18 protein-coding genes and 1 tRNA gene are annotated in these 25,177 nt (G+C 64.3%); 6 read left to right on the forward strand and 13 right to left on the reverse strand.

Going from position 1 to position 25,177, the window contains the following annotated elements; all coding sequences use genetic code 11:
- Positions 1 to 59 precede the first annotated feature (59 nt).
- Positions 60 to 890, reverse strand: coding sequence for a hypothetical protein (locus LDZ24_RS18650; RefSeq protein WP_248322683.1), 831 nt, complete (start codon positions 888 to 890; stop codon positions 60 to 62).
- Between the two features lie 1,089 nt (positions 891 to 1,979).
- Here LDZ24_RS18650 and LDZ24_RS18655 point away from each other — a divergent pair.
- Positions 1,980 to 3,299, forward strand: coding sequence for a glycosyltransferase family 87 protein (locus LDZ24_RS18655; RefSeq protein WP_248322684.1), 1,320 nt, complete (start codon positions 1,980 to 1,982; stop codon positions 3,297 to 3,299).
- A gap of 428 nt (positions 3,300 to 3,727) precedes the next feature.
- Here LDZ24_RS18655 and LDZ24_RS18660 read toward each other — a convergent pair.
- The 9 genes from LDZ24_RS18660 to fdnG all read right to left on the reverse strand — a co-directional run bounded on the left by LDZ24_RS18660 (position 3,728) and on the right by fdnG (position 15,859).
- Positions 3,728 to 3,823: transfer RNA gene (locus tag LDZ24_RS18660), tRNA-Sec, on the reverse strand.
- A 55-nt stretch (positions 3,824 to 3,878) separates the two neighbouring features.
- Positions 3,879 to 4,499 (reverse strand): DedA family protein, encoded by a 621-nt coding sequence (locus LDZ24_RS18665; RefSeq protein WP_248322685.1) that lies wholly within the window; start codon positions 4,497 to 4,499, stop codon positions 3,879 to 3,881.
- A gap of 46 nt (positions 4,500 to 4,545) precedes the next feature.
- On the reverse strand, positions 4,546 to 6,546 hold the full coding sequence (locus LDZ24_RS18670) for a VTT domain-containing protein (protein WP_248322686.1): 2,001 nt from the start codon (positions 6,544 to 6,546) through the stop codon (positions 4,546 to 4,548).
- Between the two features lie 45 nt (positions 6,547 to 6,591).
- The gene (gene selB, locus LDZ24_RS18675; RefSeq protein WP_248322687.1) at positions 6,592 to 8,526 is read right to left on the reverse strand and encodes a selenocysteine-specific translation elongation factor; all 1,935 of its coding nucleotides are present in this window, start codon (positions 8,524 to 8,526) and stop codon (positions 6,592 to 6,594) included.
- Positions 8,523 to 9,974: an L-seryl-tRNA(Sec) selenium transferase gene (gene selA, locus LDZ24_RS18680; RefSeq protein ID WP_248322688.1), complete on the reverse strand. Its 1,452-nt coding sequence runs from the start codon at positions 9,972 to 9,974 to the stop codon at positions 8,523 to 8,525. The genes selB and selA overlap by 4 nt, the downstream gene beginning before the upstream one ends.
- Positions 9,971 to 10,996, reverse strand: a complete 1,026-nt coding sequence (gene fdhE / locus LDZ24_RS18685; RefSeq protein ID WP_248322689.1) for a formate dehydrogenase accessory protein FdhE — start codon at positions 10,994 to 10,996, stop codon at positions 9,971 to 9,973. Before fdhE ends, selA begins: the two co-directional genes overlap by 4 nt.
- A gap of 214 nt (positions 10,997 to 11,210) precedes the next feature.
- Positions 11,211 to 11,861, reverse strand: coding sequence for a formate dehydrogenase subunit gamma (locus tag LDZ24_RS18690; RefSeq protein WP_175942253.1), 651 nt, complete (start codon positions 11,859 to 11,861; stop codon positions 11,211 to 11,213).
- On the reverse strand, positions 11,848 to 12,780 hold the full coding sequence (fdxH, locus tag LDZ24_RS18695) for a formate dehydrogenase subunit beta (RefSeq protein ID WP_248322690.1): 933 nt from the start codon (positions 12,778 to 12,780) through the stop codon (positions 11,848 to 11,850). Before fdxH ends, LDZ24_RS18690 begins: the two co-directional genes overlap by 14 nt.
- 10 nt (positions 12,781 to 12,790) lie before the next feature.
- Complete coding sequence (gene fdnG, locus LDZ24_RS18700) at positions 12,791 to 15,859, reverse strand: formate dehydrogenase-N subunit alpha (protein WP_248322691.1); 3,069 nt, start codon at positions 15,857 to 15,859, stop codon at positions 12,791 to 12,793.
- A gap of 337 nt (positions 15,860 to 16,196) precedes the next feature.
- Between fdnG and LDZ24_RS18705 the strand changes: the two genes are divergently transcribed.
- From LDZ24_RS18705 to LDZ24_RS18715, 3 genes are all read left to right on the forward strand, one after another.
- Positions 16,197 to 17,483: a YihY/virulence factor BrkB family protein gene (locus LDZ24_RS18705; protein WP_248322692.1), complete on the forward strand. Its 1,287-nt coding sequence runs from the start codon at positions 16,197 to 16,199 to the stop codon at positions 17,481 to 17,483.
- A 299-nt stretch (positions 17,484 to 17,782) separates the two neighbouring features.
- Positions 17,783 to 18,976, forward strand: a complete 1,194-nt coding sequence (locus LDZ24_RS18710) for a porin (protein ID WP_248322693.1) — start codon at positions 17,783 to 17,785, stop codon at positions 18,974 to 18,976.
- 136 nt (positions 18,977 to 19,112) lie between these two features.
- Entirely contained in the window at positions 19,113 to 20,063 is a 951-nt protein-coding gene (locus LDZ24_RS18715) for a glycerophosphodiester phosphodiesterase family protein (RefSeq protein WP_248322694.1), read from the forward strand.
- Positions 20,064 to 20,067: 4 nt separating this feature from the next.
- Here the strand turns inward: LDZ24_RS18715 and LDZ24_RS18720 are convergent, their stop codons facing one another.
- Entirely contained in the window at positions 20,068 to 20,937 is an 870-nt protein-coding gene (locus LDZ24_RS18720) for a proteasome-type protease (protein WP_248322695.1), read from the reverse strand.
- A 178-nt stretch (positions 20,938 to 21,115) separates the two neighbouring features.
- On the opposite strand from LDZ24_RS18720, the gene LDZ24_RS18725 reads away from it, so the two are divergent.
- A complete protein-coding gene (locus LDZ24_RS18725; protein WP_248322696.1) occupies positions 21,116 to 22,684 on the forward strand; it encodes a 3'-5' exonuclease family protein in 1,569 nt (522 codons plus the stop codon).
- On the opposite strand, the gene LDZ24_RS18730 is transcribed toward LDZ24_RS18725, so the two are convergent.
- Positions 22,681 to 23,424, reverse strand: a complete 744-nt coding sequence (locus LDZ24_RS18730) for an SDR family oxidoreductase (RefSeq protein ID WP_248322698.1) — start codon at positions 23,422 to 23,424, stop codon at positions 22,681 to 22,683. The two genes, LDZ24_RS18725 and LDZ24_RS18730, sit on opposite strands and share 4 nt — an antisense overlap.
- A 133-nt stretch (positions 23,425 to 23,557) precedes the next feature.
- Between LDZ24_RS18730 and LDZ24_RS18735 the strand changes: the two genes are divergently transcribed.
- Positions 23,558 to 24,460 (forward strand): LysR family transcriptional regulator, encoded by a 903-nt coding sequence (locus tag LDZ24_RS18735; protein WP_248322700.1) that lies wholly within the window; start codon positions 23,558 to 23,560, stop codon positions 24,458 to 24,460.
- 88 nt (positions 24,461 to 24,548) lie between these two features.
- Here the strand turns inward: LDZ24_RS18735 and LDZ24_RS18740 are convergent, their stop codons facing one another.
- Positions 24,549 to 25,016 (reverse strand): HU family DNA-binding protein, encoded by a 468-nt coding sequence (locus LDZ24_RS18740; RefSeq protein ID WP_248322701.1) that lies wholly within the window; start codon positions 25,014 to 25,016, stop codon positions 24,549 to 24,551.
- Positions 25,017 to 25,177 lie beyond the last annotated feature (161 nt).

Consider the following 25,177-nt stretch of genomic DNA (forward strand, 5'->3'; position numbering starts at 1 on the left):
CGCGATGCTGCTCAACGTCGAACATCATCACCTTGTGCCGATTCGGCGATTCATCAGCATTATCGATCGTTGCTAGAATAATCTTCGGTCTGTAGAATTTCACTAGCACTTATCTGGTCTGACCGTAACGCCGACGGCCCACAGTCGCCGACTTTCCAGCGCCCTTCACCATCCAACTCTAGCTGGAACCGGTGGTGAACTAGCAGAGTGCTGCGATGACCGACGCTGACAAGGGTCATGCTGGGTAACCGCGCGCGCACTAGCTGATACATTGCATCCTCCATGCCCTCGTCCATTGAGGACGTCGCTTCGTCAAGGAAGGCCGCAGCCGGGCGGGAAAGCAGTAGTCGGCCAAATGCCAAGCGCTGCTGCTCGCCCAGCGACAGGACGTGCGTCCAGTCAGTCGATTCGTCCAGACGGGCTGTCTCGCTGATGCCGATGATCGATAACGTATAAGGTTCGAGCGCAGGCTTCGACGCGGTCGTCAGGACTTGATGGACGAACATGAGGCCGACGATGACCGTGAAGACGAGCATCTGAAGCCGGTGGATCGCAACGCCGCTCTCGTCGCTCACGAGGTCGCGGAAAAAGAGCGGCACCGACGGCGGGAAATGCGTTTCACGCGCCAGATCGACGCTGCGCGAGCCCACGGTCAGCACGCTGTAAATGCCCATCAGCGCAAGCGCCTGCGCCGAAAGCGGCGGCATGGTGCCGGAAGCGATCCACTCATAAGTGTAGGACCCCACGATAATCAGCGTCCACCACGCCATTTTCGTGCGGGCGAGACTGAACGTTCGCTGGTCCAAAGAAAGCGAGGTCGAGCTACCGATATCCCGCAGCAAGGCGATCGCGCGGCCCCAGCCGATCGTCCATATACCGATGGGATCCATGTAGGGATGGACGTCTCCTGTAGATAGACAGGAATACCCTCTGCACGCTTCACGAGGTCCATGGTTGCATAATTGACAGCGCGCGGCTGAGCCAAGATTACCGCACTACTATGGAATCCTATCTACTTTCCGGAACTGGAAGGCAGTTTGTCGTTCTCCTGATGCATGTTTTCAGGGGCTTCGTCACTTGTCCTTGCGCACGTATGTTTTCTTCCGCACACATCGTTCCGCTTTCGGACTTGGCAAGGTGGGTTACAGCGCTAATCAACTGACTTATTAGTTTTCCATACCTCGGCAACAACTTCGAAACCATTCAACTATTTAATTGCAACTGTGAGTTGCGCCCGATCGTTCCTATGATGAGTGCCGCACATTTCTCGTAAGACGAGTAACCGTGTCATCGCATGAACGCTCGTTCGGACCACGTCGTATGCGCCATGAAATCGCGCGAGTCTCAAGGGATAGAACGGTGACCGCCGCATACGTCATCGTCTTCCAGAAAGAAATCATCGCGTTCCTCTACGTTATTCAGCAGACTTTACGGCTAATCCAACGAAGAATACCTGTCGCGTCTATCGGATCGTTTTCGTCACATCTGTTGGCCCAATAAAACATCCGACATTCGGCCGAGTCAACTTTTTCGCGACGTTTTGTGATCCTGACATTGTTTTCTTTTGATTCGAAGAGCTACACTTTACTCACGCGTCGTGAGGAGGAGTGTGATCGCGGTGGTTATCGGCACATTGCCGATGCAACGTCGAGAGCGAACTCTGCGATCTTCTCCTTCCATTCCAAACGTTGTTTTGCCCACCATCGTCAAGAACTCGCGGGTCGATCAGTGGACGAACGACATGCCCATTCTCTCGCCGATGCTTGTATCGCATTGCTAAGCATTGGCGCGCGCATCGGAGTCACAGGGCACCGCATTCGAGGCGTCGATTCCCGCCTTGCGAAGTCCAAGCGTTACGCCGAAGTCAACATGCTGTTGCGTGAAAGCGGGCTGTTCGTTCCAGCCGCGGCTATGCCAGGCAGGATTTGGCATTCTGCCGTTGCTGGGCACGGCCTCAGGCTATCCATCAGGAGGTCACCATGCGCACTGCGATTTTCCGCGAGAGGCGGTTGCCGACATTCGATCTATGCGCGATTGTGCTGCTCGCGATCGCAGTCGTCTTTACTGTCGCGCGGTTGCCGCACCTCATCCGTGAGATGCAGTTACGGGGTGCGGACAATCTTGGCGACTTCAACTTCTACTACTACGCGTTCACGGTCGCAGCGCAGCATCATCTCGACGCGTGGCTGATGTACGACCCCGACCACTTGTTAGCCTTTCTCCAGCAGGCGGGCATAAGAGAATTAGGGGTGCACAGCTTCTACAGCTATCCGCCGCAGTTTGCCGTGCTCTTCTCGTGGCTGAGCTTGCTTGATATGTCCGGCGCCAAGATTGTATGGGCTTCGATGTCCATCGTCTTTCTCGTCATGGGAATCGGCCTCGTGACACGTCTTGCCTACCGCGGAGACCGCAAGAGCGTCTATGTCCTTCTGGTTGCTGTCGCACTTCTCGGCCGCCCGCTTCTCAACGAGTTGTACTGGGGGCAATCGAACGCGCTTCTCCTTTTTCTACTTGCGGGAACGTTCTATCTCGTCGAGCGTGGCCGCCGCTACGAAGCGGGCGTGTTGCTCGGCATCGCGATCGTCCTTAAGCTCACACCCGTAGGCATCGCGGGGCTATTGCTATTGCGGCGTGAGTGGCGCACGGTCATTTCGGCGTGTCTGACTGCGCTTGTCGTGTCGGCTGTAACGGCAGCAATCATCGGAGGGAACGTGATTCTGCACTACTTTGCGTCCGACCTTCCGAGGCTTCACGCGCAACTCTTGTTGGTACAGGACGGCTTGGCGCCTTTCAATAGTTCGGTGCGCGGCGCGCTGGCTGCGCTCTCCGCGAGCTTGGGGTTCTCGCTTCCTGAAAGAGCGCTCGCCGCCGTTTCCGTTATGTTTGCGGCGGCCGTCTGCCTGTTCAGCGCTTATCTGGTCACGCGTCGACAGGCCGATACCCGCCTTGACTATGCACTCGCGACCACGACCATACTGGTCGCATCTCCGGTGCTGGAGTCAGTGCACCTTGTCATCACGGTTATTCCCTTGCTTATCTTGCTTGGCACGACATTCGAGGCACCGCACACCATGCCGCTCTCGGTTTTCGGCCAGCGTGGCGAAGCGGTGCTCATGGTCGTCGCGATCGTGCTCATCGGATTGTCGCCGAGGTTCGTGACTTACACGGTGGCGATTCTCGTGTTGTATGCCTTGTGCGCCGGCCGCTATTTTGGAACGCCGATCGCGTCATCAGTGAATGGCGCAAGATCGACACGGTCTCGACAATCGGAAGCAACGGCGCATGCTATGAGGCTCTAGTCATTTCGACGGAGCGAGCGGCAGATGACGCCGAGAACGTTGCGCTTACCGTAGCCAGCACTAGCTGCAATGGTAGGAGATGCGAACGCCGTGAAAGCAGGCTTCGCCGCCCCTCACGGTGGCGGTTTGAGCCTCCTCCCTGGGTAATTTATTTAGATTGGCTTATCAAGTCGCTGAGAAGGCCTATCGTCGCTGACATGGCGACGTCGGCTGTACGCTAGGCACCGGCCGTTACGGTGTAGCGACGCGAAAGCCGACTAACGGCGGCATGCTCGGTTGCGACGACCGACGCGCTTGCGTACTTGTCACGAACGACTGGCTGAATTGATTCGAGGTTAGCTGGTAGCGTAAAACGTCGATTGCGTTCCCCACGCATCCAAGCTTCTCGCGCGGCGCGCATGAATCATCCCATCACGCCCAAAGCGCATTGGCGGAAGGCAGCAGGAGTCGAACCTACCTGGGAGTGTCTGACACCCCCAACTGGGTTTGAAGCCCAGCCGCACCACCGGATACGAATGCCTTCCCCGGCTGAAACAAACGAAGCCCACGATTATAGCGGCGGAACGAAAAACGCACGCGTCAGCGCGCATCGTCGCCGGACTGCCCCGGCGTGCGTCGTCGCAGCAGACGATACGCGCAGTACAGCAACGCGACGAGCGCGAGCAGATCGATGACGGTCGCGCCATGCATCTGCAACTCCACCAGCGCGACGTGCAATTGCCGCTGGAACAACGCGCCGCCCAGCACCCAGAACGCGGACCACGCGACAATGCCCGACGCATCCCAGAGAAGGAAGACGACCGCGGCAATGCGCGTCGTGCCCATCAGCGGCGGCGTGACGAGTCCAAGTCCCGGCACGAACTTCGATACCGCGATGATCGGCGCGCCGTACCGCTCGAAAAGCTCGCTCGTCGTGCGCATGCCGGAATCGATCGCATACGAGCGGCGCGCGAGCGCGGCCACGAGCCGCCGTCCGTAGATGCGCCCCGCCGAAAACCACGCGCTGTCGCCGAGCAGCGCGCCGCAGACCGCCGCGATCAGCACATGCGAGAGCGACAGCCGCCCGCTCGCAATCATCGATCCGGCGAAGACGAGCAGCGGCGCCGACGGCAACGGCACGCCCAGCCGCGTCAGCAGCACGTTGCCGAAGACCGCGGCCGCGCCCCACTGCGCAATCGCCGACGGCGGAATCTGAATCAACTGCCACCTCCGCGGCGCGCGCGTCGGCATTCGCTTCCAAAGATCATCAGGGCCTCGACTGGACCAGCATCACCGGCACGCTGCCGCACCCGGCGCTGTTCGCAATTTCGATGCCGTGCCATGACGACGCATCGCCACGGTCCAGCGCCATCGAATCAACGCGCCGGTCCGGGCGCAGCACGTTGAACGGCCACGACGGACGGCGCAGCCGCTCGTGGACGATCGAGCCGAGCCAGATAGGCGTCGGCGTGGCATCGGCGCGTTCCTTCAGCACATAGCGCGTCGGCCAGAAGCGCAGCACGTCGCGCTCGTCGGCGCCGCGACGCGAGCGCGTGAACATGAGCTTCGACGGCTCGCCGTTGTTCAGGCGCGGCAGCACCGGCAGCGCGGTCGCGGGCGCATTCGGCGAGACGACCGACATCACGCTCTTCATCGTCAGTCCCGTGGCTTGCGTCCAGCCGCGGCTCGACAGCTGCGCGCGGATCTCCGCGGGCGTCGCGGCCCATTGCACGGTAATCGGCTCGCGGCGGTCGCCGTCCATGCTCGATCGGTAGCATGAAAAGGTGCGCCACACGGTGTCCATCCACTGGATCGGCGTGATGACGACAGTCGGCGGCGCGGCGCTGTGCGCCTGCGTGTCGTCGCTCAACTGCAAGCCGACGCTCGCGCAGATCACGGCGAGGATCGCGAATGGCATCAGCGGACGGCGTCTGGGCTTGCCCGGATGCCGCCACACGGCCGTCAGCGCGATGAGAAACACCCACATGGCCGCGAGCGCCGCGCTGCCGAGCGCGTCCGAGATGGTGAAGCGTCCGAAGTAGAGGCCCGCGAGCGCGATGGCCGTCACGATGCCCGACGTCGCCGTGGCGATGCACACGCCGGTCAGCATGCCCACGCGGCGCAGCAGCAGAAACGCCAGAAAGCCGTAGATGATGACGGCCGCCGCGAGATGCGGGCTCGGGAACGTGTGCTCCACCGGCGCGAACGACAGCGGCAAGCGGTGATGCGCCGTCACGCGAATCGCGGCGACGAGCAGTTGCGAGAACACGACCGCGACGACCCAGTACGCGACCGTGCGCCAGCGCCGCTCGAAAATCATCCAGACGATGACGGTCGCCGCGACCGCAAGCAAGGTCGGCGTGCTGCCGAGCGCGGCGGCGCCGTCGAGGATCGAATCGGCCCACGTCGAGCGGAACGACTGCAACAGGCGGTACGTCGAGACATCCACCTGCACGAGCGACGAGCCGCGCGCCACGTTCGACATCACGTAGAAGAACGCCATCGCCGATGCGAGCAGCAACACGGAAATGGCAACGATGAGCGAAGTCGCGGGATTCGCCGGATCGAGGGCGCGCGACACGACTCGCGCCGGCGCGCCGTCGTTGCGCTGCGCCCACGCGAGCAGCCTGGCGCGGGAAGCGACCGTCCAGCCCTTTGCATGTCCGACGATCACGCGCGCCAGATTGAAGACGAGCCAGCCGATCGCCGTCACGGCCACGAGTATGACGACCAGCCGGATCGACACCGCGCCAGCCAGTTCGATGGATGCGCCGAACACCACGCCCGGCAGGATATGCAGCGGCGCCCAGATGAGCGCGCTCAGAACGTTGACGGCCAGAAAGCGCGCGGGCGTCATGCCCGACAGGCCCGCGACGACCGGCACCACGGCGCGCATCGGCGCCACGAAGCGCGCGAGCACCACGCTCTTCGCGCCGTGCGAGTGGAAGTACCGCTTGCCGGCGGCGAGCGCGCCCGGATGGCGGCGGAATGGCCACATCTGCGCGATGACATCGGCATAGCGCGCGCCGAAGCAGAAGCTCGCGGCGTCGCCGGCAATCGCGCCCGCGATCGCGCAGACGAATACCCAGCCGAGATTCAGCGCGCCCGCGCCGACGAGCGCGCCCGCGATGAACATCGCGGTGCTGCCGGGCACGAAGGTGCCGATGAACGCGACCGATTCGAGAAACGACGCGAGCAGCACGACGGCGAGCGTCCATTCGGGATGGCCCGACAGCAGATGCAGCAGCGCGTAGTAGGAATGCTCCATCGGTTCGCCTGGCGCAAAAAGCGCAGAGGGCGTGGCGGGAGCCGCTCAGACCGGCTCGTGCCAGCGGCTGTCGGTGCGCAACAGGTGCAGGTCGCGATGAAAGCGAGTGTAACCAACCCGGTCGAAGAACTCCAAAACCTGAATCGCGCGTTTGCGGCCGAGGCCGCTCGCATCGCGAAACTCTGCTGCGCCGATACCGCTCGCCGCACTCGTAGTCCCGTCGCGCGTGTGCGCATGTTCGGCCGCAAGTCGCGCGAGTTCCGCGATCGCGGATCGCGAATAGAAGAGATCGCGCACGACCTGCAACACGTCGCCGCGCCGCGCGAGCTTGCGCAGGAGGCGCCGCATGTCGTCTTCCTGCGCGCCGTGTTCACGCGCGAGGTCGCGCACCCACGGCGGATCGAAACGTCCGCGTTCGATCGACGCCAGCACCGCCTGCGCGAGCGTCTCTTCGGCCGCATCGAGCGCCACCGTATGCGACGGCAGATGCAGCCACGGCCCGCTGCGCGCGATCGTCCCGCGCGCCACGGCGTCGTCGATCAGGGCGCGCCACAGCGCATCCGGCGCGAGCGGCGCGGCCATGCGGCGCAGACGCGCGGCGTCGGGGCCTTGCTCGTCGGGAAAGCGTTCGTGGAAAGCGGCGAGCGCGCTCGTGAGACGCGCGGCAAGCGCGTCCCAATGCGCGGCGGCGATGAAAAGCGCATCGTCGGACAAGGGCACGCGGCGCAAGCCGTCCGGCAGCGCGACCGATGCCGCCGGACGGCCGCACAGATGCTCGACGAGCGAGCGCGGCAAGCCGTACGGCGACTCATCGAAAAGCGCATCGGCGCGATGCGTGTCGAGCCAGGCGGCCAGCGCGTCGAGCCACGCGCGACGCTGCGGCGTGCGGCGCTTGCGGGCGGGCGCGAACGGATCGAGCACGCGGCCGCCGCCTACCGTGCGGCTCGCCTGCGCATTGCGCACGATGAAGCGATCGCCCGGCAGCGCGCACACCGTTTGATCGAAGACGAGCTGCACGCGCGCCGATTGTCCCGCCGCGAGCGTGTCCGCTTCCAGAAGCGCGACGTGCGCCACGCGATGCGTCGTGCCCAGATGCACATGCAGCGGCGTCCAGTGCGCAAGCGTGAGCCCGGCATCGGCGAGCAGCGTGAGTTCGACGTCGAGCCGCTCCGACGCCTTTGCGATGCGCGCATCGACGATCCAGTCGCCGCGTGCGAGCGCATCTTTCTCGATGCCGGCGAGATTGAGCGCGCAACGCTCGCCCGCGTGACCCGCCTCCGCTGGGCGATTCTGCGCGTGAATGCTGCGCACGCGCACTTCGTTCGCCGATTCGCGCGGCGCGAGCGCGAGCACGTCGCCGACGCTCACGCGCCCCGCGAACGCCGTGCCCGTCGCGATGGTGCCTTGCCCCGACAGCGTGAACACGCGATCGACCGCGAGACGGAAGAAGCCATCGTCGCGGCGCGCGCGCCAGTGCGCGGCGGCATCGCGAAGATGCGCGTTGAGCGCGGCCACGCCGGGATCGTCGGCGGCGTTGGCGTTGGTGTCGAAGATTGGCGCGTCACGCAGCGGCGTGGGCGCGAGCAGCGTTCTGATCTGCGCGTGGACTTCGCGCACGCGGCTTTCGTCGACGCGATCGGTTTTGGTGAGCGCCACCGCGCCCGTCGTCACGCCGAGCAGTTCGAGAATCGCGAGATGCTCGCGCGTCTGCGGCATCACGCCGTCGTCAGCCGCGATCACGACGAGGGCGAAGTCGATGCCGCTCGCGCCTGCCGCCATCGTATGCACGAGCTTTTCGTGGCCCGGCACGTCGATGAAGCCGAGCATGCCGCCATCCGCGAGCGGCACGTACGCGTAGCCGAGTTCGATGGAAATGCCGCGCGCTTTTTCTTCCTTCAGGCGGTCGGTGTCCACGCCGGACAGCGCGCGCACGAGCGTCGTCTTGCCGTGATCGATATGCCCCGCCGTGCCGACGATCATGCGCCTTCGCTCCGGCCCTGCCCGTCGAGCTGCGCGATGAATGCGGCTTCGTCGGCTTCTTCGAGGCAACGAAGATCGAGCCAGAGCGCCCCGTCTGCGATGCGCCCGATAACCGGACGCGGCAACGCGCGCAGCTTGCGCTCGATGCGGTTCAGTTGCCCGCCGCCGCGCTTGCCGCTCGCGAGCCGCACGGCGAGGCCGTAGCTCGGCAGCACGTCTACCGGCAATGCGCCGCTGCCGATCTGGCTGAACATCGGCTCGGTCGTCACGGCGAACGCGTCGCCTGTCAGGCGCTGCAACGCGGGCTGGATGCGCTCGGCGGCAAGGCGCATGGCGTCGGCGGGACGCGTGAGCAGGCGCAGCGTCGTGAGGCGCGCTTGCAGCGTCTCGGGCGTGCGATACAGGCGCAGCACCGCTTCGAGCGCCGCGAGCGTGAGCTTGCCGACGCGCAGCGCGCGCTTGAGCGGATGCTTCTTGATCTTCGCGATCAGATCCTTGCGCCCGACGATGAGACCCGCTTGCGGTCCGCCGAGCAGCTTGTCTCCGCTGAACGTGACGAGATCCGCCCCGGCTTCCACCGTCTCGCGCACGGTCGCCTCGCGCGGCAGGCCCCATTGCGTGAGATCGACAAGCGTGCCGCTGCCCAGATCGACGACGACCGGCAAGCCGCGTTCATGCGCGAGCGGCGCGAGTTCGGCTGTCGTGACTTCCTTCGTGAAGCCGGTCACCGCGTAATTGCTGCAATGGACCTTCATCAGAAGCGCGGTCTTCGCGTTGATCGCCTCGTCGTAATCCTTCAGATGCGTGCGGTTGGTCGTGCCGACTTCGCGCAGCTTCGCGCCCGCGCGGCTCATGATGTCCGGAATGCGAAACGCGCCGCCGATTTCCACCAGCTCGCCGCGCGACACGATCACTTCTTTCCTCGGCGCCAGCGCGGACAACGTGAGCAGCACGGCCGCCGCGTTGTTGTTCACGACCGTCGCCGCTTCCGCGCCCGTCAGTTCGCAAATGAGCCCGTTGATCAAGTCGTCGCGATCGCCGCGCGCGCCGGTATCCAGATCGAATTCGAGATTCGCGGGACGCGTGAGCACGTCGGCCACGGCGCGTACGGCTTCGTCCGGCAGCAACGCGCGGCCGAGATTCGTGTGCAGCACCGTGCCCGTGAGATTGAACACGGTGCGCACGCGGCTTTGCGCGCGGCTCGCGAGCCGCAGACTCACGGCGTGGCCGAGCATCGTTTCCGTGAGCGCTTCCACGGATGCGCGGCCCGCCTGCGCGTCGGCGCGCCATGCGTCGAGCGTCGCGCGTAGGGCGGCGAGCGTCTGCGTGCGGCCGTATTCGTCGATGAGCGGCTCGAACAGCGCCGATGCGAGCACGCGCTCCACCGACGGCACGCGGGCCATCAGCGCGCGCAGTTCGCTGCCATCGCCGCCGGTCACGTCGCTCATCGCGCTTCGTCCGCTTGGCTCGCTTCGTCCGATGCGCTCTGTTCGGGCCACAGCCACGGATTCGGCGCGGGGCGTCGAAAGCCCGCATCGCCCATCAGGAGATCGAGCGTCAGGCTCGCGAGATCGTCCGCGAACGGCTCGAAGTCGTACGCTTTCTCCTGATAGCCGATCTTGCGATACGTGCCGCATTCGTCGCACGACTCCGCTTTCAGCGGCGCGTTGCGCGCGCGTTCGGCGCGGGCTTGCTCGTCTTCAGCGGTCTGAGCGGCGCTGGCTTCGGCGCCGTCCATTGCGTGATACGCGATGCCCTTGGTCGAATCGCAATTCGAGCATTTCGCGCGCACGACGTGCCACTCCGTCGAGCACAGGCCGCACTGCACGTAACGGTAGCCTTCGTGGACGCCGCCCACGCGCACGATGCTCGCTACCGGCATCGTGCCGCAGACGGGGCACACGCCGGACGTGTCCATATACGGCACTTCCGCGCTGCCGATGCGGCTCGCGATGTCCGTCCACACCACTTGCAACGCCGCGACGATGAACGGCGCGGCGGCGGGCTCGATCTCCGCGAAACGCAAAGCGAGAATGGCGTCGGCCTGCGCGTCGAGCGCGTCGGCCGACATCGACCGCAGATGAGCGACGAGTTGCGCGAGCGGCGGCGTCAGCGCGCCAGCGGCCTCGATGCGATCGAGCAGCATGAAGAGCACGTCGCGCCATGCGGGATCGCGCTCGTTCGCGCCGAGCGCGGGCACGATGGGCATCGAATGCTGCTGGTTCAGCGCGATGGATTCGCGCGATGGCATCGGCGCGGTGAAGTCCGCGAGCACATGCTGTTGCGCGTCGGCGAGCGCCGCCATGAGGCGCAGATAGCCCGCGATGGGATGGCTCGCGTCCGCAAGCTGGCGCAAGCGCGCGGCGCGTGCGCTGAAGACCGTTGCGCGTTCAGGCATGCGCAGCCGTGGAATGGCCGACTGATCGAGTGCTTCGATCGATGCAGCGGATTCGAGTATGCGTTGGACCACTTGATTTGTCCTTGGAATGCTTCGGTGCTTTGAGTGCGGCGCAGAAGCGTCGCATTGGAAAAGAAGGATAACAGCTTGTCGGATAGCGTTCAGACGGCGCACGTCTGCATGCGCTGCGTCGCGCGGATCGTGCTGCGCAAAGAAGAACCGCCCGGCCTGACGAGGCGCGAGCGGTTCGGATCACTGCCGGCGTTTCGCGAGAAAGCCGCGACGCCTACTTGCCGATGATTTCCTTGAACCAGCGCGGATGGTGCTTGCGCGCCCATCCATACGTCACGGTTCCGCGCACCATGGCGCTAATCGATCCCTTGATCCACAGTCCCGCATAAATGTGGATGATGATCGACATGATCAACACGAAAGCCGTCGCCGCGTGGACGACCGCCGCGAGCCGGATGACGGTGATCGGAAAGTAGAACGCGAAGTACGCGCGCCAGATCACGACCCCGGAAGCCAGCAGCAACAGCAGACTCGCCACCATCACGTAGAACACGAGCTTCTGACCGGCGTTGTATTTGCCGATCTCGGGCAGGCGGTCTTCGCGATTGGCGAGCACGTCGTCGATCTGCTTCATCCACTGGATGTCGCTCTTGTCCAGATGGTTGTGATGCCACACGCGCAACGCGAGGACCATGAACGACAGGAACATCACGCAGCCCACGAACGGATGCAGGATGCGCGTCCATTGCCCGCCGCCGAAGATCGCATAGAGCCACGACATCGACGGATGAAACATCGCGAGCCCGGACAACGCGAGCAGCACGAAGCTGATCGCGGTGATCCAGTGGTTCGTGCGCTCGTTCGGCGTGTAGCGCACGATCAGGCGGTTGCCTCGCACGTCGCGCAATTCGCTATCGTGTTTCATTCGAACGCTCCCTTTCGTTGCGTGCGGCTTCGACCTCGCGCTGCGCCTCGGCTTCCTCTTCCGCGCTCACTTCGTTCGGACCGACACGCGTGTAGTGGAAGAATCCGGCGAGCGCGGCGAGCGCCATGCCCGCGACCGCGAGCGGCTTCGTCACGCCCTTCCAGACCGACACGAGCGGACTGATGCGAGGATTTTCCGCGAGCCCGTGATACAGCCCCGGCTGATCCGCGTGATGCAGCACGTACATGACGTGCGTGCCGCCCACGCCGGCCGGGTTGTACAGACCGGCGTTCTCGAAACCGCGCTCCTTCAGGTCTTCCACGCGAGTCTCCGCCTGCTGGATCATGTCCGTCTTGGTGCCGAACATGATCGCGCCGGTCGGACACGTCTTCACGCATGCCGGTTCCTGCCCGACCGCGACGCGATCGGAACAGAGCGTGCACTTGTACGCGCGGTTGTCTTCCTTCGAGATGCGCGGAATGTTGAACGGGCAGCCCGTCACGCAATAGCCGCAGCCGATGCAGTTTTCCTCGTGAAAATCCACGATGCCGTTCGTGTACTGAACGATCGCGCCCGGCGACGGGCAGGCCTTCAGACAGCCCGGGTCCTCGCAGTGCATGCAGCCGTCCTTGCGGATCAGCCATTCGAGGTCGCCCTTCGGGTTCTCGTACTCCGTGAAGCGCATCACCGTCCACGAATGTTCGGTGAGATCGCGCGGGTTGTCGTAGACGCCGGTCGTGTGTCCCACGTCGTCGCGCAGGTCGTTCCACTCCATGCACGCCGTCTGGCAGGCCTTGCAGCCGATGCACTTGGACACGTCGATGAGCTTCGCGACGGTGCCCGTGACCGGCTCGCGGATTTGCGGCGGCGGCGTGGTGGTGGCGGAAACGCGCTTGATATCGAGCGATTGCAGAGCCATTCTCGTCTCCTTATGCCTTTTCGACCTTCACGAGGAACGACTTGAACTCCGGTGTCTGCGAGTTCCCGTCGCCCACGGAAGGCGTCAGCGTGTTGACGAGATAGCCCGGCTGCGTCAGGCCCTTGAAGCCCCAGTGCAGCGGCAGGCCGACGGTTTGCACCTTCTTGCCCTCCACGGTCAGCGGTTTGATGCGTTTGGTGACGAGCGCCACCGCGATAATGTGCCCGCGATTGCTCGACACCTTCACGCGATCGCCCGCGACGACGCCCACTTCCTTCGCCAGATCCTCGCCGATTTCCACGAACTGCTGCGGCTGCACGATCGCGTTGAGCTTCACGTGCTTCGTCCAGTAGTGGAAGTGCTCGGTCAGGCGATAGGTCGTCGCCGTATGCGGGAACTGATCGGCGGTGCCGAAGGCCGCGCGGTCGTCCGGGAACACGCGCGCCGCCGGATTGCTCGTGACGTTCTTCTCATTCGGGAAGAACGGGTTGTAGCCGAGCGGCGTCTCGAACGGTTCGTAGTGAACGGGGAACGGACCTTCGTTCATGCCGTCGCGAGCGAAGAAACGCGCCACGCCTTCCGGGTTCATGATGAACGGATTCATGCCGTTTTCCGGCGGTTCGTCCGCCTTGAAGTCCGGAATGTCCGCGCCGGTCCAGGCCTTACCGTTCCAGCCGATCAGCTTGCGCGACGGATCGAACGGCTTGCCGCTCACATCGCACGATGCGCGGTTGTACAGCACGCGGCGATTCACCGGCCACGCCCACGCCCAGTTCAGCGTCTGGCCGATGCCGGTCGGATCGCTGTTGTCGCGGCGGCCCATCTGGTTGCCCGCCTGCGTCCACGCGCCGCAATAGATCCAGCATCCGCTCGCCGTGGAACCGTCGTCGCGCAGCAACGCGAAGCTCGAAAGCTGTTCGCCCTTCTTCGCGAGCACCTTGGTCTTGTCGGTCGGATCGGTGACGTCGGCGAGCGCGCGGCCGTTGAACTCCATCGCGAGCTCTTCGGGCGTCGGGCTTTCCGGGTCCGCGTACGGCCACGACATCTTCAGGATCGGGTCGGGATACTTGCCGCCCTGCTCCTGATACGCCTTGCGAATACGCAGCCACAGTCCCGACATGATCTCGATGTCGCTCCTCGCCTCGCCCGGCGGCTGCGCGCCCTGCCAGTGCCATTGCAGCACGCGCGACGAAGACACGAGCGAGCCTCGCTCTTCCGCGAAGCACGTCGTCGGCAGACGGAACACTTCGGTCTGGATCTTCGACGAATCCACGTCGTTGAACTCGCCGTGGTTCTTCCAGAACTCGGACGTTTCGGTCGCGAGCGGGTCCATGATCGCGAGCCACTTCAGCTTGGACAACCCGAGGCCGATCTTCGCCTTGTTGGGCGCGGCGGCGAGCGGATTGAAGCCCTGCGCGATGTAGCCGTTCATCTTGCCCTGCGCCATCAGCTCGAAGACCTGCAGCATGTCGTAGGACTTGTCGAGCTTCGGCAGGAAGTCGAAGCCGAAGTTGTTTTCTGCGGTCGCGTTGTCGCCCCACCACGACTTCATGAAGCTCACGTGGAACGCGCGATAGTTCTTCCAGTAGCTCAGCTGGTTAGGCCGCAGCGGCTGCGTCGCGCGCTTCGTGATGTATTGCTCGTAGTCCTGCTCGCCTTCCATCGGCAGGGTCATGTAGCCCGGCAGAAGGTTGGACATCAGGCCGAGATCGGTCAGCCCCTGGATGTTGGAGTGACCGCGCAGCGCGTTCATGCCGCCGCCCGCGATGCCGATGTTGCCGAGCAGAAGCTGCACCATCGCGCCGGTGCGGATCATCTGCGCGCCGACGGAGTGATGCGTCCAGCCGAGCGCATACAGAATGGTGCCCGCGCGGTTCGGCTGCGCCGTCGATGCGAGCATCTCGCAGACCTTCAGGAACTTGTCGGTCGGCGTGCCGCACACCTTCGTCACCATTTCGGGCGTGTAGGCGGCGTAATGCTGCTTCATCAGGTTGTAGACGCAGCGCGGATGCTGCAGCGTCGGGTCCACCTTCACGAAGCCGTCGTCGCCGCGCTCGTAGTCCCAGCTCGTCTTGTCGTACTTGCGATGCTCGGCGTCATAGCCCGAGAACGTGCCGTCCTTGAACGCGAAGTCTTCGCGCACGATGAACGACATGTCCGTGTAGTTCTTCACGTACTCGTGCTGGATCTTGTCGTGCGTCAACAGATAGTTGATGACGCCGCCAAGGAAGGCGATGTCCGTGCCGGTGCGAATCGGCGCGTAGAAATCCGCGACCGATGCCGTGCGCGTGAAGCGCGGATCGACCACGATCAGGCGCGCCTTTCTGTGCGCCTTCGCCTCGGTAACCCATTTGAAACCGCACGGGTGCGCCTCGGCCGAATTGCCGCCCATCACCAGAATTACGTCCGCGTTCTTGATGTCGACCCAATGGTTCGTCATCGCTCCACGGCCAAACGTCGGGGCAAGACCTGCCACCGTCGGGCCATGTCAGACACGCGCCTGATTGTCGAATGCGAGCATGCCAAGACTGCGGACAGTCTTGTGCGTCAGATAGCCGACTTCGTTGCTCCCCGCCGACGCCGCGAGCATGCCCGTCGTGAGCCAGCGGTTGACCTTCTTGCCGTCCGCCGTCGTCTCGACGAAGTTCGCGTCGCGGTCTTCCTTCATCAGCTTCGCGATTCGGTCGAGCGCGTCGTCCCACGAGATGCGCTTCCATTCCGACGAACCCGGCGCGCGATATTCGGGATACATCAGCCGGCTCGGGCTATGGATGAAGTCGATGAGCGAGGCGCCCTTCGGGCACAGCGTGCCGCGATTGACCGGATGGTCGGGATCGCCTTCGATATGGATGATGCTGGCCTTCGCGTTCTTGGCGTTGTCGCCGAGACCGTACATCAGGATGCCGCACCCGACCGAACAGTACGGACAGGTGTTGCGCGTTTCAGTGGTGCGCGACAGTTTGTATTGTCGGACTTCGGCGAGTGCGGGTGCCGGAGAGAAGCCCAGTGCAGCCAGGCTCGATCCGGCGAGCGTGCTCGCGGAAACCTTGAGGAACTGTCGCCGTGACATTTGAAGCATGATGTCCTCGGCGCGTCGTGAAGTGGGGTGCTCTAAAAGTATAGAAGCGCGCGTTCGGCTTAAGGTCCTGCCGCTCGCACGCAGCGTCGATTTTTTCGAACCGCCGGCGTTGCAGCCGTCGTGGCTGGCGCGCGATGTAGCGGTTGCGCCGCGCGAAACGAACGAGCGTCCCGTCGCGGCAGGCGCGATCATAGCAATGTTCTTATATATGCGCTTCGCCCGTTGGCGCTTGTCTTGGAACGGAACCTGCTCGATCGGTTGCATTTACCGCCCGCGGGCCCGCGCAACGCGTTGAAAGCTCGCGCCGCCACTGTTCGATCGCACCGAGAGATTCGCCATGAGCTCCGTTTCCACGCAAAAAATAGGTTCCGTGGTCAAAAAAGATGCGTCGTGGGCGCTCGGCGCGCTCAAGCAGTTCTCGGAAAACCGCTGCGCCGCGATGGCCGCGAGCATCGCGTTCTATTCGGCGTTCTCGCTCGCGCCGACGCTCGTCATGGTGATCGCGGTGGCCGGCTGGGTGTTCGGCCCGGAAGCGGCGCGCGGCCAGCTGTTCCATCAGGTCAACGGGCTGATCGGCGATCAGGCGGCGGCGGGCGTGCAGAGCATCGTGGAGAACGCGCATCGCAGCGGCGGAACCGGGATCGCCGCGATCATCTCCTTCGTGCTGCTGGCCGTGGGCGCGTCGGCGACGTTCTCCTCGCTCAACACGGCGCTCAATATCGTGTGGCCGCTCACCGGCGAGCAGCGTTCCAGCGTGCTCGCGATGGTGCGCGTGCGGCTCGTGTCGTTCGGGCTCGTGCTGGGCGTCGCCTTCCTGCTCATCGTCTCGCTCGTGCTCGATACCGCGATTCAGGCGGTCGGCCTGTGGCTGTGGGGCGATTCGCCGTTCGTCGTCATCGGCGATGTGGTGCAACTGGTGGCCGGGCTCGCGATTCTTTCCGTCGCGTTCGGCGCGCTGCTCAAGTTTCTGCCCGATGCGCCGGTCCAATGGCGCGATGCGCTCGTCGGCGGCGTCGTGGCCGCGATCTTCTTCTCGGTCGGGAAGAAGCTGTTCGCGTTCTATCTGACGCACGCGGGCACCGCGAGCGCGTTCGGCGCGGCCGGATCGCTTGCCGTGCTGCTCATGTGGCTGTACTTCTCCGCAGCGGTGCTTCTGCTGGGCGCGGAGTTCTCGGCGGCGCGCGCGCGCATGCATGATCCACGCGGCGCGTGGGGCGTGCAGGACAACGGCAGCGTGCCGCCGGGAAGCCGCGCCAAAATCGGTTCGATGCTCGCGGCGTCCACGCGCGTCGACATGGCGGCGGATATTCAGCCTGTCGCGCAGCCAGCGCTCGACGTTCGAAGCGCGCGCCCGCCAGCCGCGCGGATCTCGAACGCCGGCCGCACGCGCCAGGCCGCGCTCGCGCTCAAGCGGGCGATCGAACTCTCGCGCAAGGTGGCGCGCGCCGAGTCGACGGCCACGCGCGCCACCGCCGTCGCGATGGTCGGCGCCGGGCGCAAGGCGTCGCAGGCGAACGCGGCTGTGAAGCGCCACCCGTGGCGCGCGGTGCTCGTGGCGGCGACGGCGGGCGTGGCCGTGGCGCTGCTCTCGCGGCGCGACGGCGGTACTTCGCGCGACGTCTGAACGGCCGACTGCGGCTGCTCGCGCAAAACGAAAATCCGGTTTGTTATCCGCTTCCGCATTAATCGTTATTAGCCCGCGAGTTTCGCTGCGCGCGTCAAACTCCGCGCGGAACTTTTGCGACGGGAGTTTGTCGCGTCTCAGTTTTCAGAAGAGACAGCCGCAAACCGAATACGGGCGGGCGTCTCCCGGCACTGTGTCTTTTTGGAGACAGTCATTTTTTTTCGTTTCTAACGTAACGAAACGTTGCGTTATTCTCTGCGCCGGCAACAACGATTTTAATCATTCGCGTGGAGAATTCGATGAAACGATTCGCACTGACGTCCCTCTCGCTGGCCCTGCTCGGCGCAGCTGGCGCGGCACAGGCACAAACGAGCGTGACGCTGTATGGCGTGATCGATACGGGCCTTGCCTATGTCAGCCATGCCAACGCGGCAGGCGACCATCTGTTCGGCATGGTCAACGGCACGCTGTCCGGCCCGCGTTGGGGCTTGAAGGGTCAGGAAGACCTCGGCGGCGGTCTGAAGGCACTGTTCCAGTTGGAAAGCGGCTTCGATCCGGGCACGGGTCGTCTGAACCAGGGTGGACGCGAGTTCGGTCGTCAGGCATTCGTCGGTTTGAGCGGCAACCAGTGGGGTACGGTCACGCTGGGTCGTCAATATGACCCGTCGGTCGACATGGTCCAGGGCCTCACGGCCGACAACTACTGGGGCGCAGCGTTCGCCACGCCGGGTGACGTCGACAACTACGATAACAGCCTGCGCGTCAGCAACGCGGTCAAGTACGTTTCGCCGGTGTTCTCGGGCTTCCAGTTCGAAGGCATCTACGGCTTCAGCAACCTGGCGGGCACGACCGGCCAGGGCCAGACCTGGGGCGGCGCGGTCACGTATAACAACGGTCCGTTCGGCCTGGCAGGCAGCTACCTGTACGTGAACAACCCGACGACCGGCCGCGTGCCTGTGTCGACGACGAACAGCGGCTGGAACAGCCCGTCGTCGGATTCGCTGTTCAACACGGTCATCAACCGCGGCTACTCGACGGCTCACGCAGTCGGCATCGCGCGCGGCGCAGGCCAGTACGTGTTCGGTCCGTTCACGGTCGGCGCGTCGTACAGCTTCGCGCAGTACAAGAACGACGGCAGCTCGCTGTTCCAGGAGCAAGAGAAGTTCAACGTCGGCAACGGCTACGTGAACTTCCAGCTGACGCCGGCTACGCTGCTGGGCCTCGGCTACACGTACACGCACGCAAGCGGCGACACCTCGGCGAACTACCACCAGGTCAGCCTGGGCGCCGACTACTCGCTGTCGAAGCGCACGGACGTTTATGCTGTCGGCGCTTATCAGCACGCAAGCGGCACGCAGCGCGACTACGTGACGGCCGGCGGCGTGACCCAGTCGCGCACGGTCAACGCAACGGCTTCGATCAGCGACTTCGGCTTCGACAGCGGCCGCAGCCACCAGGAACTGGTCCTCATCGGCCTGCGTCACAAGTTCTAAGAACAACCGATCGGCGTGGCACGCAAGTGCCGCGTCAGCGGACAAGCGGTATCTCGAACAGCCATCGGTTCTCCGATGGCTGTTTTTTTATGCGCGACGAGAAAGCGTTCTCGACCGCTGCTACGGAGTCCATTCGATGCTCGCCCTTTTCCGCCGAATCGCTCTCGCTTCGCTTTTAGCGGGTGGCATCGCGCATGCCTTCGCGGACGAGCCGCCCGTATTGCCGATAATCGTCGCGCATCGCGCCGGCACGGCCGACTTCCCGGAGAATACGCTGCTCGCCATCGCGGGCGCGCTGACCCATCGCGCGGATGCCATCTGGCTTTCGGTACAGATCACGCGTGACGGCGTGCCGGTGCTGTATCGACCGGCGGACTTGTCCGCGAATACCGACGGCAAGGGCGCCGTCGCGAGCCTGAACCTCGCCGCGCTGCAACGCCTGAACGCAGGCTGGAACTTCGCGCACGCCGATGCGCGCGGCGCCAGGACGTATCCGTATCGCGCGCATCCGCTGCGCATTCCGACGCTCGAAGACGCGCTCTCCGCGATTCCGGCGTCCGTGCCCGTGATGCTGGACATGAAAGCGCTGCCCGCCGAGCCGCAGGCAGCGGCCGTCGCCCGCGTGCTCGATCGCGCGAATGCGTGGTCGCGCGTGCTCATCTATTCCACCGACGCGGCGTATCAGAGCGCGTTCGCCTCCTATCCGCAGGCGCGGCTTTTCGAATCGCGCGATGCGACGCGTGGACGGCTCGCGGGCGTCGCGTTGGTGCACACATGCGCCGAGCCGCCGCAGCCCGGCACATGGGCTGCATTCGAGTGGAAAAGGCAGATGGAACTGGTCGAGACCTTCACGCTCGGCGAAGCGCGCTCGCCCGTGGAAGCGAAGCTGTGGACACGCGAGTCGCTTGGGTGCTTCCGGACGCGGGGCGAGGCGCATGTGCTCGCCATCGGCATGGATAGCGCCGAGGATTATCGGGCGGCCGCGTGTCTCGGCATCGACGCCGTGCTGGCAGATTCACCGCGCAAAATGCAGGCGATCAAGGCGAGCCTCGCGATGCCGCTGCAATGCGCGGCCGACGCCCGTTGAGGGCTCATTCCGGCGGCAGGTTTCCGCCGCCGTCGACGTCCTCAGCGAGCGTCTGCGCAGGCGCATCCGAACCGGCGGGCAGATCGCCGATCACGAGGCGCGGCACCGTGTTGTCCGCTTCGCGCCGGCGCAGCGGCACGTCGGCGAGATCGGTCCACGTCGGGTTCGGAATCTCGCCGAACAACTGCCGCAGCCGCTCGCCCCACGTGCGGTTGATCATCTGGTAATACGCGCTGTTGTTGTCAAGCGTGGCAAAGCGCGTGACGCGCAGCGCGTCCTTTTCGTAGACCAGCAGATCGAGCGGCAGACCGACCGAAAGATTCGAGCGCAGCGTCGAATCCATCGAAATGAGCGCGCATTTCGCGGCTTCGTCGAGCGGCGAGGCCGGTGTAATCACGCGGTCGATGATCGGCTTGCCGTACTTCGATTCGCCGATCTGAAAATACGGCGACACGCGCGTCGATTCGATGAAATTGCCGGCCGCGTACACCATGAAGAGGCGCGGACCCTGTCCGTGAATCTGGCCGCCGAGAATGAAGCTGCAATTGAAGTCGACGCTGAACTCAGCGAGCGACAGCGCATCGCGCCGATGCACTTCGCGCACCGCATCGCCCACGATGCGCGCGGCTTCCGCCATCGTGGCGCAGCTATAGAGCGTCGGCGCGTGATGGTCGGCGGGCTCGGCGAGCAACTGCGTCACCGCCTGCGTGAGCGCCAGGTTGCCGGCCGCGAGCAGCACGATCACGCGCTCGCCCGGCTGCTCGAAAACAGCCATCTTGCGAGCGGCGCTGACGTGGTCGACGCCAGCGTTGGTGCGCGTGTCGGACAAGAAGACGAGACCCTCGTCCACGCACATGCCCACGCAGTAAGTCATGTCGAAATTTCCGAAAACAAAAAACCAAACCACTATTGTACTGATCTGTCTGCGCATCGCATGGCGCATGCACGTTTTTGCTTAACGGCAACGGCGCGCCGTGGCTTGAGCGCGAATGCGGATGTGCTTTTCGCGATAGACTCGGCGCACTGCGCCTCCTTTCGTCCCCGTTGCCTTCATGCAAGAAGATTCCCTCGCCGATGCCCTCCTCGCCGGGCTTGCGCGTCCCATCGTGTTCGTCGATCTCGAAACCACCGGCAGCGATGCCACCGTGGACCGCATCACCGAAATCGGCGTCGTCGAGGCGAGCACGGCGGGCATCGAGCGATGGAGCGTGCTCGTCGATCCGGGCGTGCCGGTGCCGCCGTTCATCTCGCGCCTCACGGGTATCGACGACGCCATGCTGCGCGGCCAGCCGACGTTCGAATCGCTCGCGCCGGCGCTGGCCGAGCGGCTGCACGGCAAGCTCTTCGTCGCGCACAACGCGCGCTTCGACTACGGCTTTCTGAAGAACGAATTCCGTCGCGCGGGCATCGCGTTTCGCGCCGATACGCTGTGCACCGTGCGGCTGTCGCGCGCGCTCTTTCCATCGGTTGAGCGGCATGGTCTCGATGCGCTCATCGGCCGGCTCGATCTCGCGCCGCAAGGACGCCACCGCGCGCTCGCCGATGCCGACCTGCTCTGGCAGTTCTGGCTGAAGATTCACGCGCTGTATTCGCAAGACCTCGTGGATGCGGCCATCAAGACGCTCGTGAAGCGCGCGAGTCTGCCCGCTGCGCTGCCCGAAGGCGCGCTCGACGCGCTGCCTTCCACGCCCGGCGTGTATCTCTTTCACGGCGACGACGACGTGACGCTCTACGTCGGCAAGAGCATCAACCTGAAGCAGCGCGTGACGGCGCATTTCTCGGGCGATCATCGGCTCGCGAAGGACTTGTCCATCTCGCAGGCGATACGGCGTATCGAGCATCGCGAGACCGTCGGCGAACTCGGCGCGCTGCTGCTCGAAGCGAAGCTCGTCAAAGACTTGCGGCCCATTCACAATCGCCTGCTTAAGCGCGTGTCGCCGGCATGCGCGTGGCAATGGCTGCCGGGCGCGCCCGCGCCGGTGCTGCTGCGCGCCGACAAACGCGATCTCTCGCGAGAGCCGCATCTCTTCGGCGTGTTCGCGTCGCGCGGCAAGGCGCATGCGTTCATGCGTCATCTCGCCGATGAGCACAATCTCTGTGCGACGACGCTCGGTCTGGAAAAAGCGCCGCCCGGACGAATGCGCGGCTGCTTCGGCTTTCAGGTGAAGCGCTGCCTCGGCGCGTGCGCGGGCGTCGAATCGCTTGCGGATCATGCGGCGCGCGCGCTCGTCGCACTCGATGCGTCGCGCATCGTGCGCTGGCCTCACGACGGCCCCGTCGCGATCGCAGAGCGCGATGAAGAGACCGCGAGCGAAGCCTGGCACGTGATCGATCGGTGGTGCTATGTGGGCACGTGCGCGTCGCGGGACGCTATCCCCGCGCTGCTCGCGAGCGCGCCGGAGCTTCGCCCGTTCGATGCCGACGTGTACAGCCTGATCGCGAAACGCCTTGCATCGGGACAACTCGAATGGATCGCGTGCGACGCGCGTCCCGCATTCAGTCTCGTCATGCAGCAAGCACTGGCGTTGCCGGCCGTATCGCACGACAAGCGCACCGCGCTGCGCCGCCGCGCCGTCGGTTCGCCGAATGGCAGCGCGGGGCAACTCGCATTGTCTGTCTAGGCGACGCCGCCGTTCGCGCGCAGCACTTGCCCGTTGACCCAGCCCGCGTCCTCGCCGACGAGAAACGCCACGACCGACGCGATATCGTCCGGCTGACCGAGACGTTCCAGCGGCGGCATCTTCGCGAAGTTCGCAACCTGCTCGTCGGTCTTGCCGTCGAGAAAGAGCGCAGTGGCAACCGGTCCCGGCGCGACCGCGTTCACCGTGATGCGTCGCCCGCGCAACTCCTTCGCGAAGACATGCGTGAACGCTTCGACGGCCGCCTTCGTCGCGTTATAGACGGCGTAGCCCGGCATGTTGAGCGCGAGCGTCGTGCTCGAAAAGTTCACGATGCGCCCGCCGTCGTTCATGCGCGAGGCCGCTTCGCGCAGCGTATTGAAGGTGCCGCGCACGTTGATGTCGAACGTGTGGTCGTAGAGCGCGTCGCTCGTATCGGCGAGCGGCGTCGGCTTCAGCACGCCCGCGTTGTTGATGAGCGCATCGACCTTGCCGAGTTCGGCTTCGACCGTATCGAACATGCGCCGCACGTCATCGGCCGATGCAACGTTCGCCTTCACCGCGATGGCCGCACCGCCCGCCGCGCGCAATTCATCGACGAGCGCATTCGCTTCCGTCGCACTCGATGCATAGTTCACCGCGACCGCGTATTGCTCGTGCGCGAGCCTTCGCGCAATCGCCGCGCCGATGCCGCGCGACGCACCCGTGACGATCACCACACGTTTTGCTTGTGCCTGACTCATGACTCGCTCCTTGAAAGTGGCTGCTGGATGCGATGCATCATGAATCATTCGGCATGAGCGATCATCGGGCGCGGCTTAGTATCATCGTTCCAGTTGCTTCAACAATTCAACGCACAACAAAAGGCCCGGAAACATGGATCGCTTTCAGGAGATGCAGGTGTTCGTGCGCATTGCGGAGCGCCACAGCTTCACGCAAGCCGCCGACGATTTGCAGATGCCGCGCGCCACCGTCACGAATCTGATGAAGCGTCTCGAAGAACGCCTCGGCGCGCGTCTGCTCGAACGCACGACGCGCACCGTGCGCCTCACGCCCGATGGCGAAGCGCATTACCGGCGCTGCGTGCGCCTCATACAAGATCTGGAAGAAGCGGAGGGTTCCTTTCGGCATGCTGAACCGAAGGGCCTGTTGCGCGTGAATCTGCAAGGCACGCTCGCGCGACGCTTCATCGTGCCGGCGCTGCCCGCGTTTCTCGAACGCTATCCGCAGATCGAACTGCATGTCGGCGAAGACGACCGGCTCGTGGATCTCGTGCGCGAAGGCGTCGATTGCGTGCTGCGCGCGGGCACGCTGCAAGATTCGTCGATGATCGCGCGACGCGTCGCGTTGCTCGAACAAGTGACGGTGGCGAGTCCGGCGTATCTCGCGCGACACGGCGCGCCGGACGACTTGCGCGCGCTCGAATCGCATCGCGCGGTCAACTACATATCGAGCGCAACGGGGCGCGCGGTGCCGCTGGAATTCGATGTCGACGGGACCATCGAATGGGTCGAGCTTCCATCGGCTATCTCCGTGACGGGCGTCGAGCTCTACACGCAGGCGGCGCTCGCGGGCCTCGGTATCGTGCAAGTGCCGCGTTATCACATCGACGATGCGCTCGCAGACGGCCGCCTGCAATGCGTGCTGCCGGCGTTTCCTCCACCGCCGATGCCGGTGTCGCTGCTGTATCCGCATAGCCGTCAATTGTCGGCGCGGGTCAGGGTTTTCGTGGATTGGGTAGCGTCCGTCTTCGACGAAGCCAACGCACGCGAGAGCTAACGCGGCGCAATGCAAAAGAGGCCAGCTTTCCGCGAGGAAAGCTGGCCTCTTCAGGCACCGACGGATACGTCGAGCGCGAGTTTAGCGCTTAGGCTGCTGCGTCCTTCAGCTTCTTCAGCGCGCGTGCCTTGATGCGCACGCTTGCGGGCTTGGCCGGGAACCAGCGTTCTTCGCCGGTGAACGGGTCTTTGCCGAAGCGCTTCTTCTTCGCCGGAACGGCTTGCGCGGAGATCTTCAAGAGGCCCGACAGCGTGAATTCGCCCGAACCCTTCTTGTGAACGGAACCGAGAATGGTGTCTTCCAGCGCGACCAGCACGGCCTTGACTGCCTTCACATCCACCTCGGCGCGCTCTGCCAGATGCGCGGCCAGCGATGCCTTCGTGAACGTGTCCTTGACCGGTGCGAAGGTGCCCGGCGTCTTCTTGGCGGCAACCGTCTTGCTGGCTACTTTCTTCGCGGCAACCTTCGTGGCTGCTTTCTTGGCCGGTGCGGCGGTCTTTGCCGTGGCCTTCTTGGCCGGGGCTTTCTTAGCAGCGGTTTTAGCGGAAGTCGGCATGTTTCTCCTACCTGTTTGGTCGTTGATATCGAATACGTCCGCACCGATGCGTGCGTATCACGCCGGATTCTACATACGCCAGACGCGTTCGTGCGAGTCTTTTGCGTTTTTATATCGTTTTTTCAGGGCTTTTCGTGACATGCGTGGCTTGCTGCTGACAC

The organism is Caballeronia sp. Sq4a (assembly GCF_023170545.1).
In the GTDB taxonomy this organism is placed as follows: Bacteria; Pseudomonadota; Gammaproteobacteria; order Burkholderiales; family Burkholderiaceae; genus Caballeronia.

Coding starts and splice junctions, on each gene's coding strand:
- LDZ24_RS18650 (WP_248322683.1), bottom strand. CDS start 890: ATGGATCCCATCGGTATATGGACGATCGGCTGGGGCCGCGCGATCGCC.
- LDZ24_RS18655 (WP_248322684.1), top strand. CDS start 1,980: ATGCGCACTGCGATTTTCCGCGAGAGGCGGTTGCCGACATTCGATCTA.
- LDZ24_RS18670 (WP_248322686.1), bottom strand. CDS start 6,546: ATGGAGCATTCCTACTACGCGCTGCTGCATCTGCTGTCGGGCCATCCC.
- selB (WP_248322687.1), bottom strand. CDS start 8,526: ATGATCGTCGGCACGGCGGGGCATATCGATCACGGCAAGACGACGCTC.
- selA (WP_248322688.1), bottom strand. CDS start 9,974: ATGAGCGACGTGACCGGCGGCGATGGCAGCGAACTGCGCGCGCTGATG.
- LDZ24_RS18690 (WP_175942253.1), bottom strand. CDS start 11,861: ATGAAACACGATAGCGAATTGCGCGACGTGCGAGGCAACCGCCTGATC.
- fdxH (WP_248322690.1), bottom strand. CDS start 12,780: ATGGCTCTGCAATCGCTCGATATCAAGCGCGTTTCCGCCACCACCACG.
- LDZ24_RS18705 (WP_248322692.1), top strand. CDS start 16,197: ATGAGCTCCGTTTCCACGCAAAAAATAGGTTCCGTGGTCAAAAAAGAT.
- LDZ24_RS18710 (WP_248322693.1), top strand. CDS start 17,783: ATGAAACGATTCGCACTGACGTCCCTCTCGCTGGCCCTGCTCGGCGCA.
- LDZ24_RS18715 (WP_248322694.1), top strand. CDS start 19,113: ATGCTCGCCCTTTTCCGCCGAATCGCTCTCGCTTCGCTTTTAGCGGGT.
- LDZ24_RS18720 (WP_248322695.1), bottom strand. CDS start 20,937: ATGACTTACTGCGTGGGCATGTGCGTGGACGAGGGTCTCGTCTTCTTG.
- LDZ24_RS18725 (WP_248322696.1), top strand. CDS start 21,116: ATGCAAGAAGATTCCCTCGCCGATGCCCTCCTCGCCGGGCTTGCGCGT.
- LDZ24_RS18730 (WP_248322698.1), bottom strand. CDS start 23,424: ATGAGTCAGGCACAAGCAAAACGTGTGGTGATCGTCACGGGTGCGTCG.
- LDZ24_RS18735 (WP_248322700.1), top strand. CDS start 23,558: ATGGATCGCTTTCAGGAGATGCAGGTGTTCGTGCGCATTGCGGAGCGC.
- LDZ24_RS18740 (WP_248322701.1), bottom strand. CDS start 25,016: ATGCCGACTTCCGCTAAAACCGCTGCTAAGAAAGCCCCGGCCAAGAAG.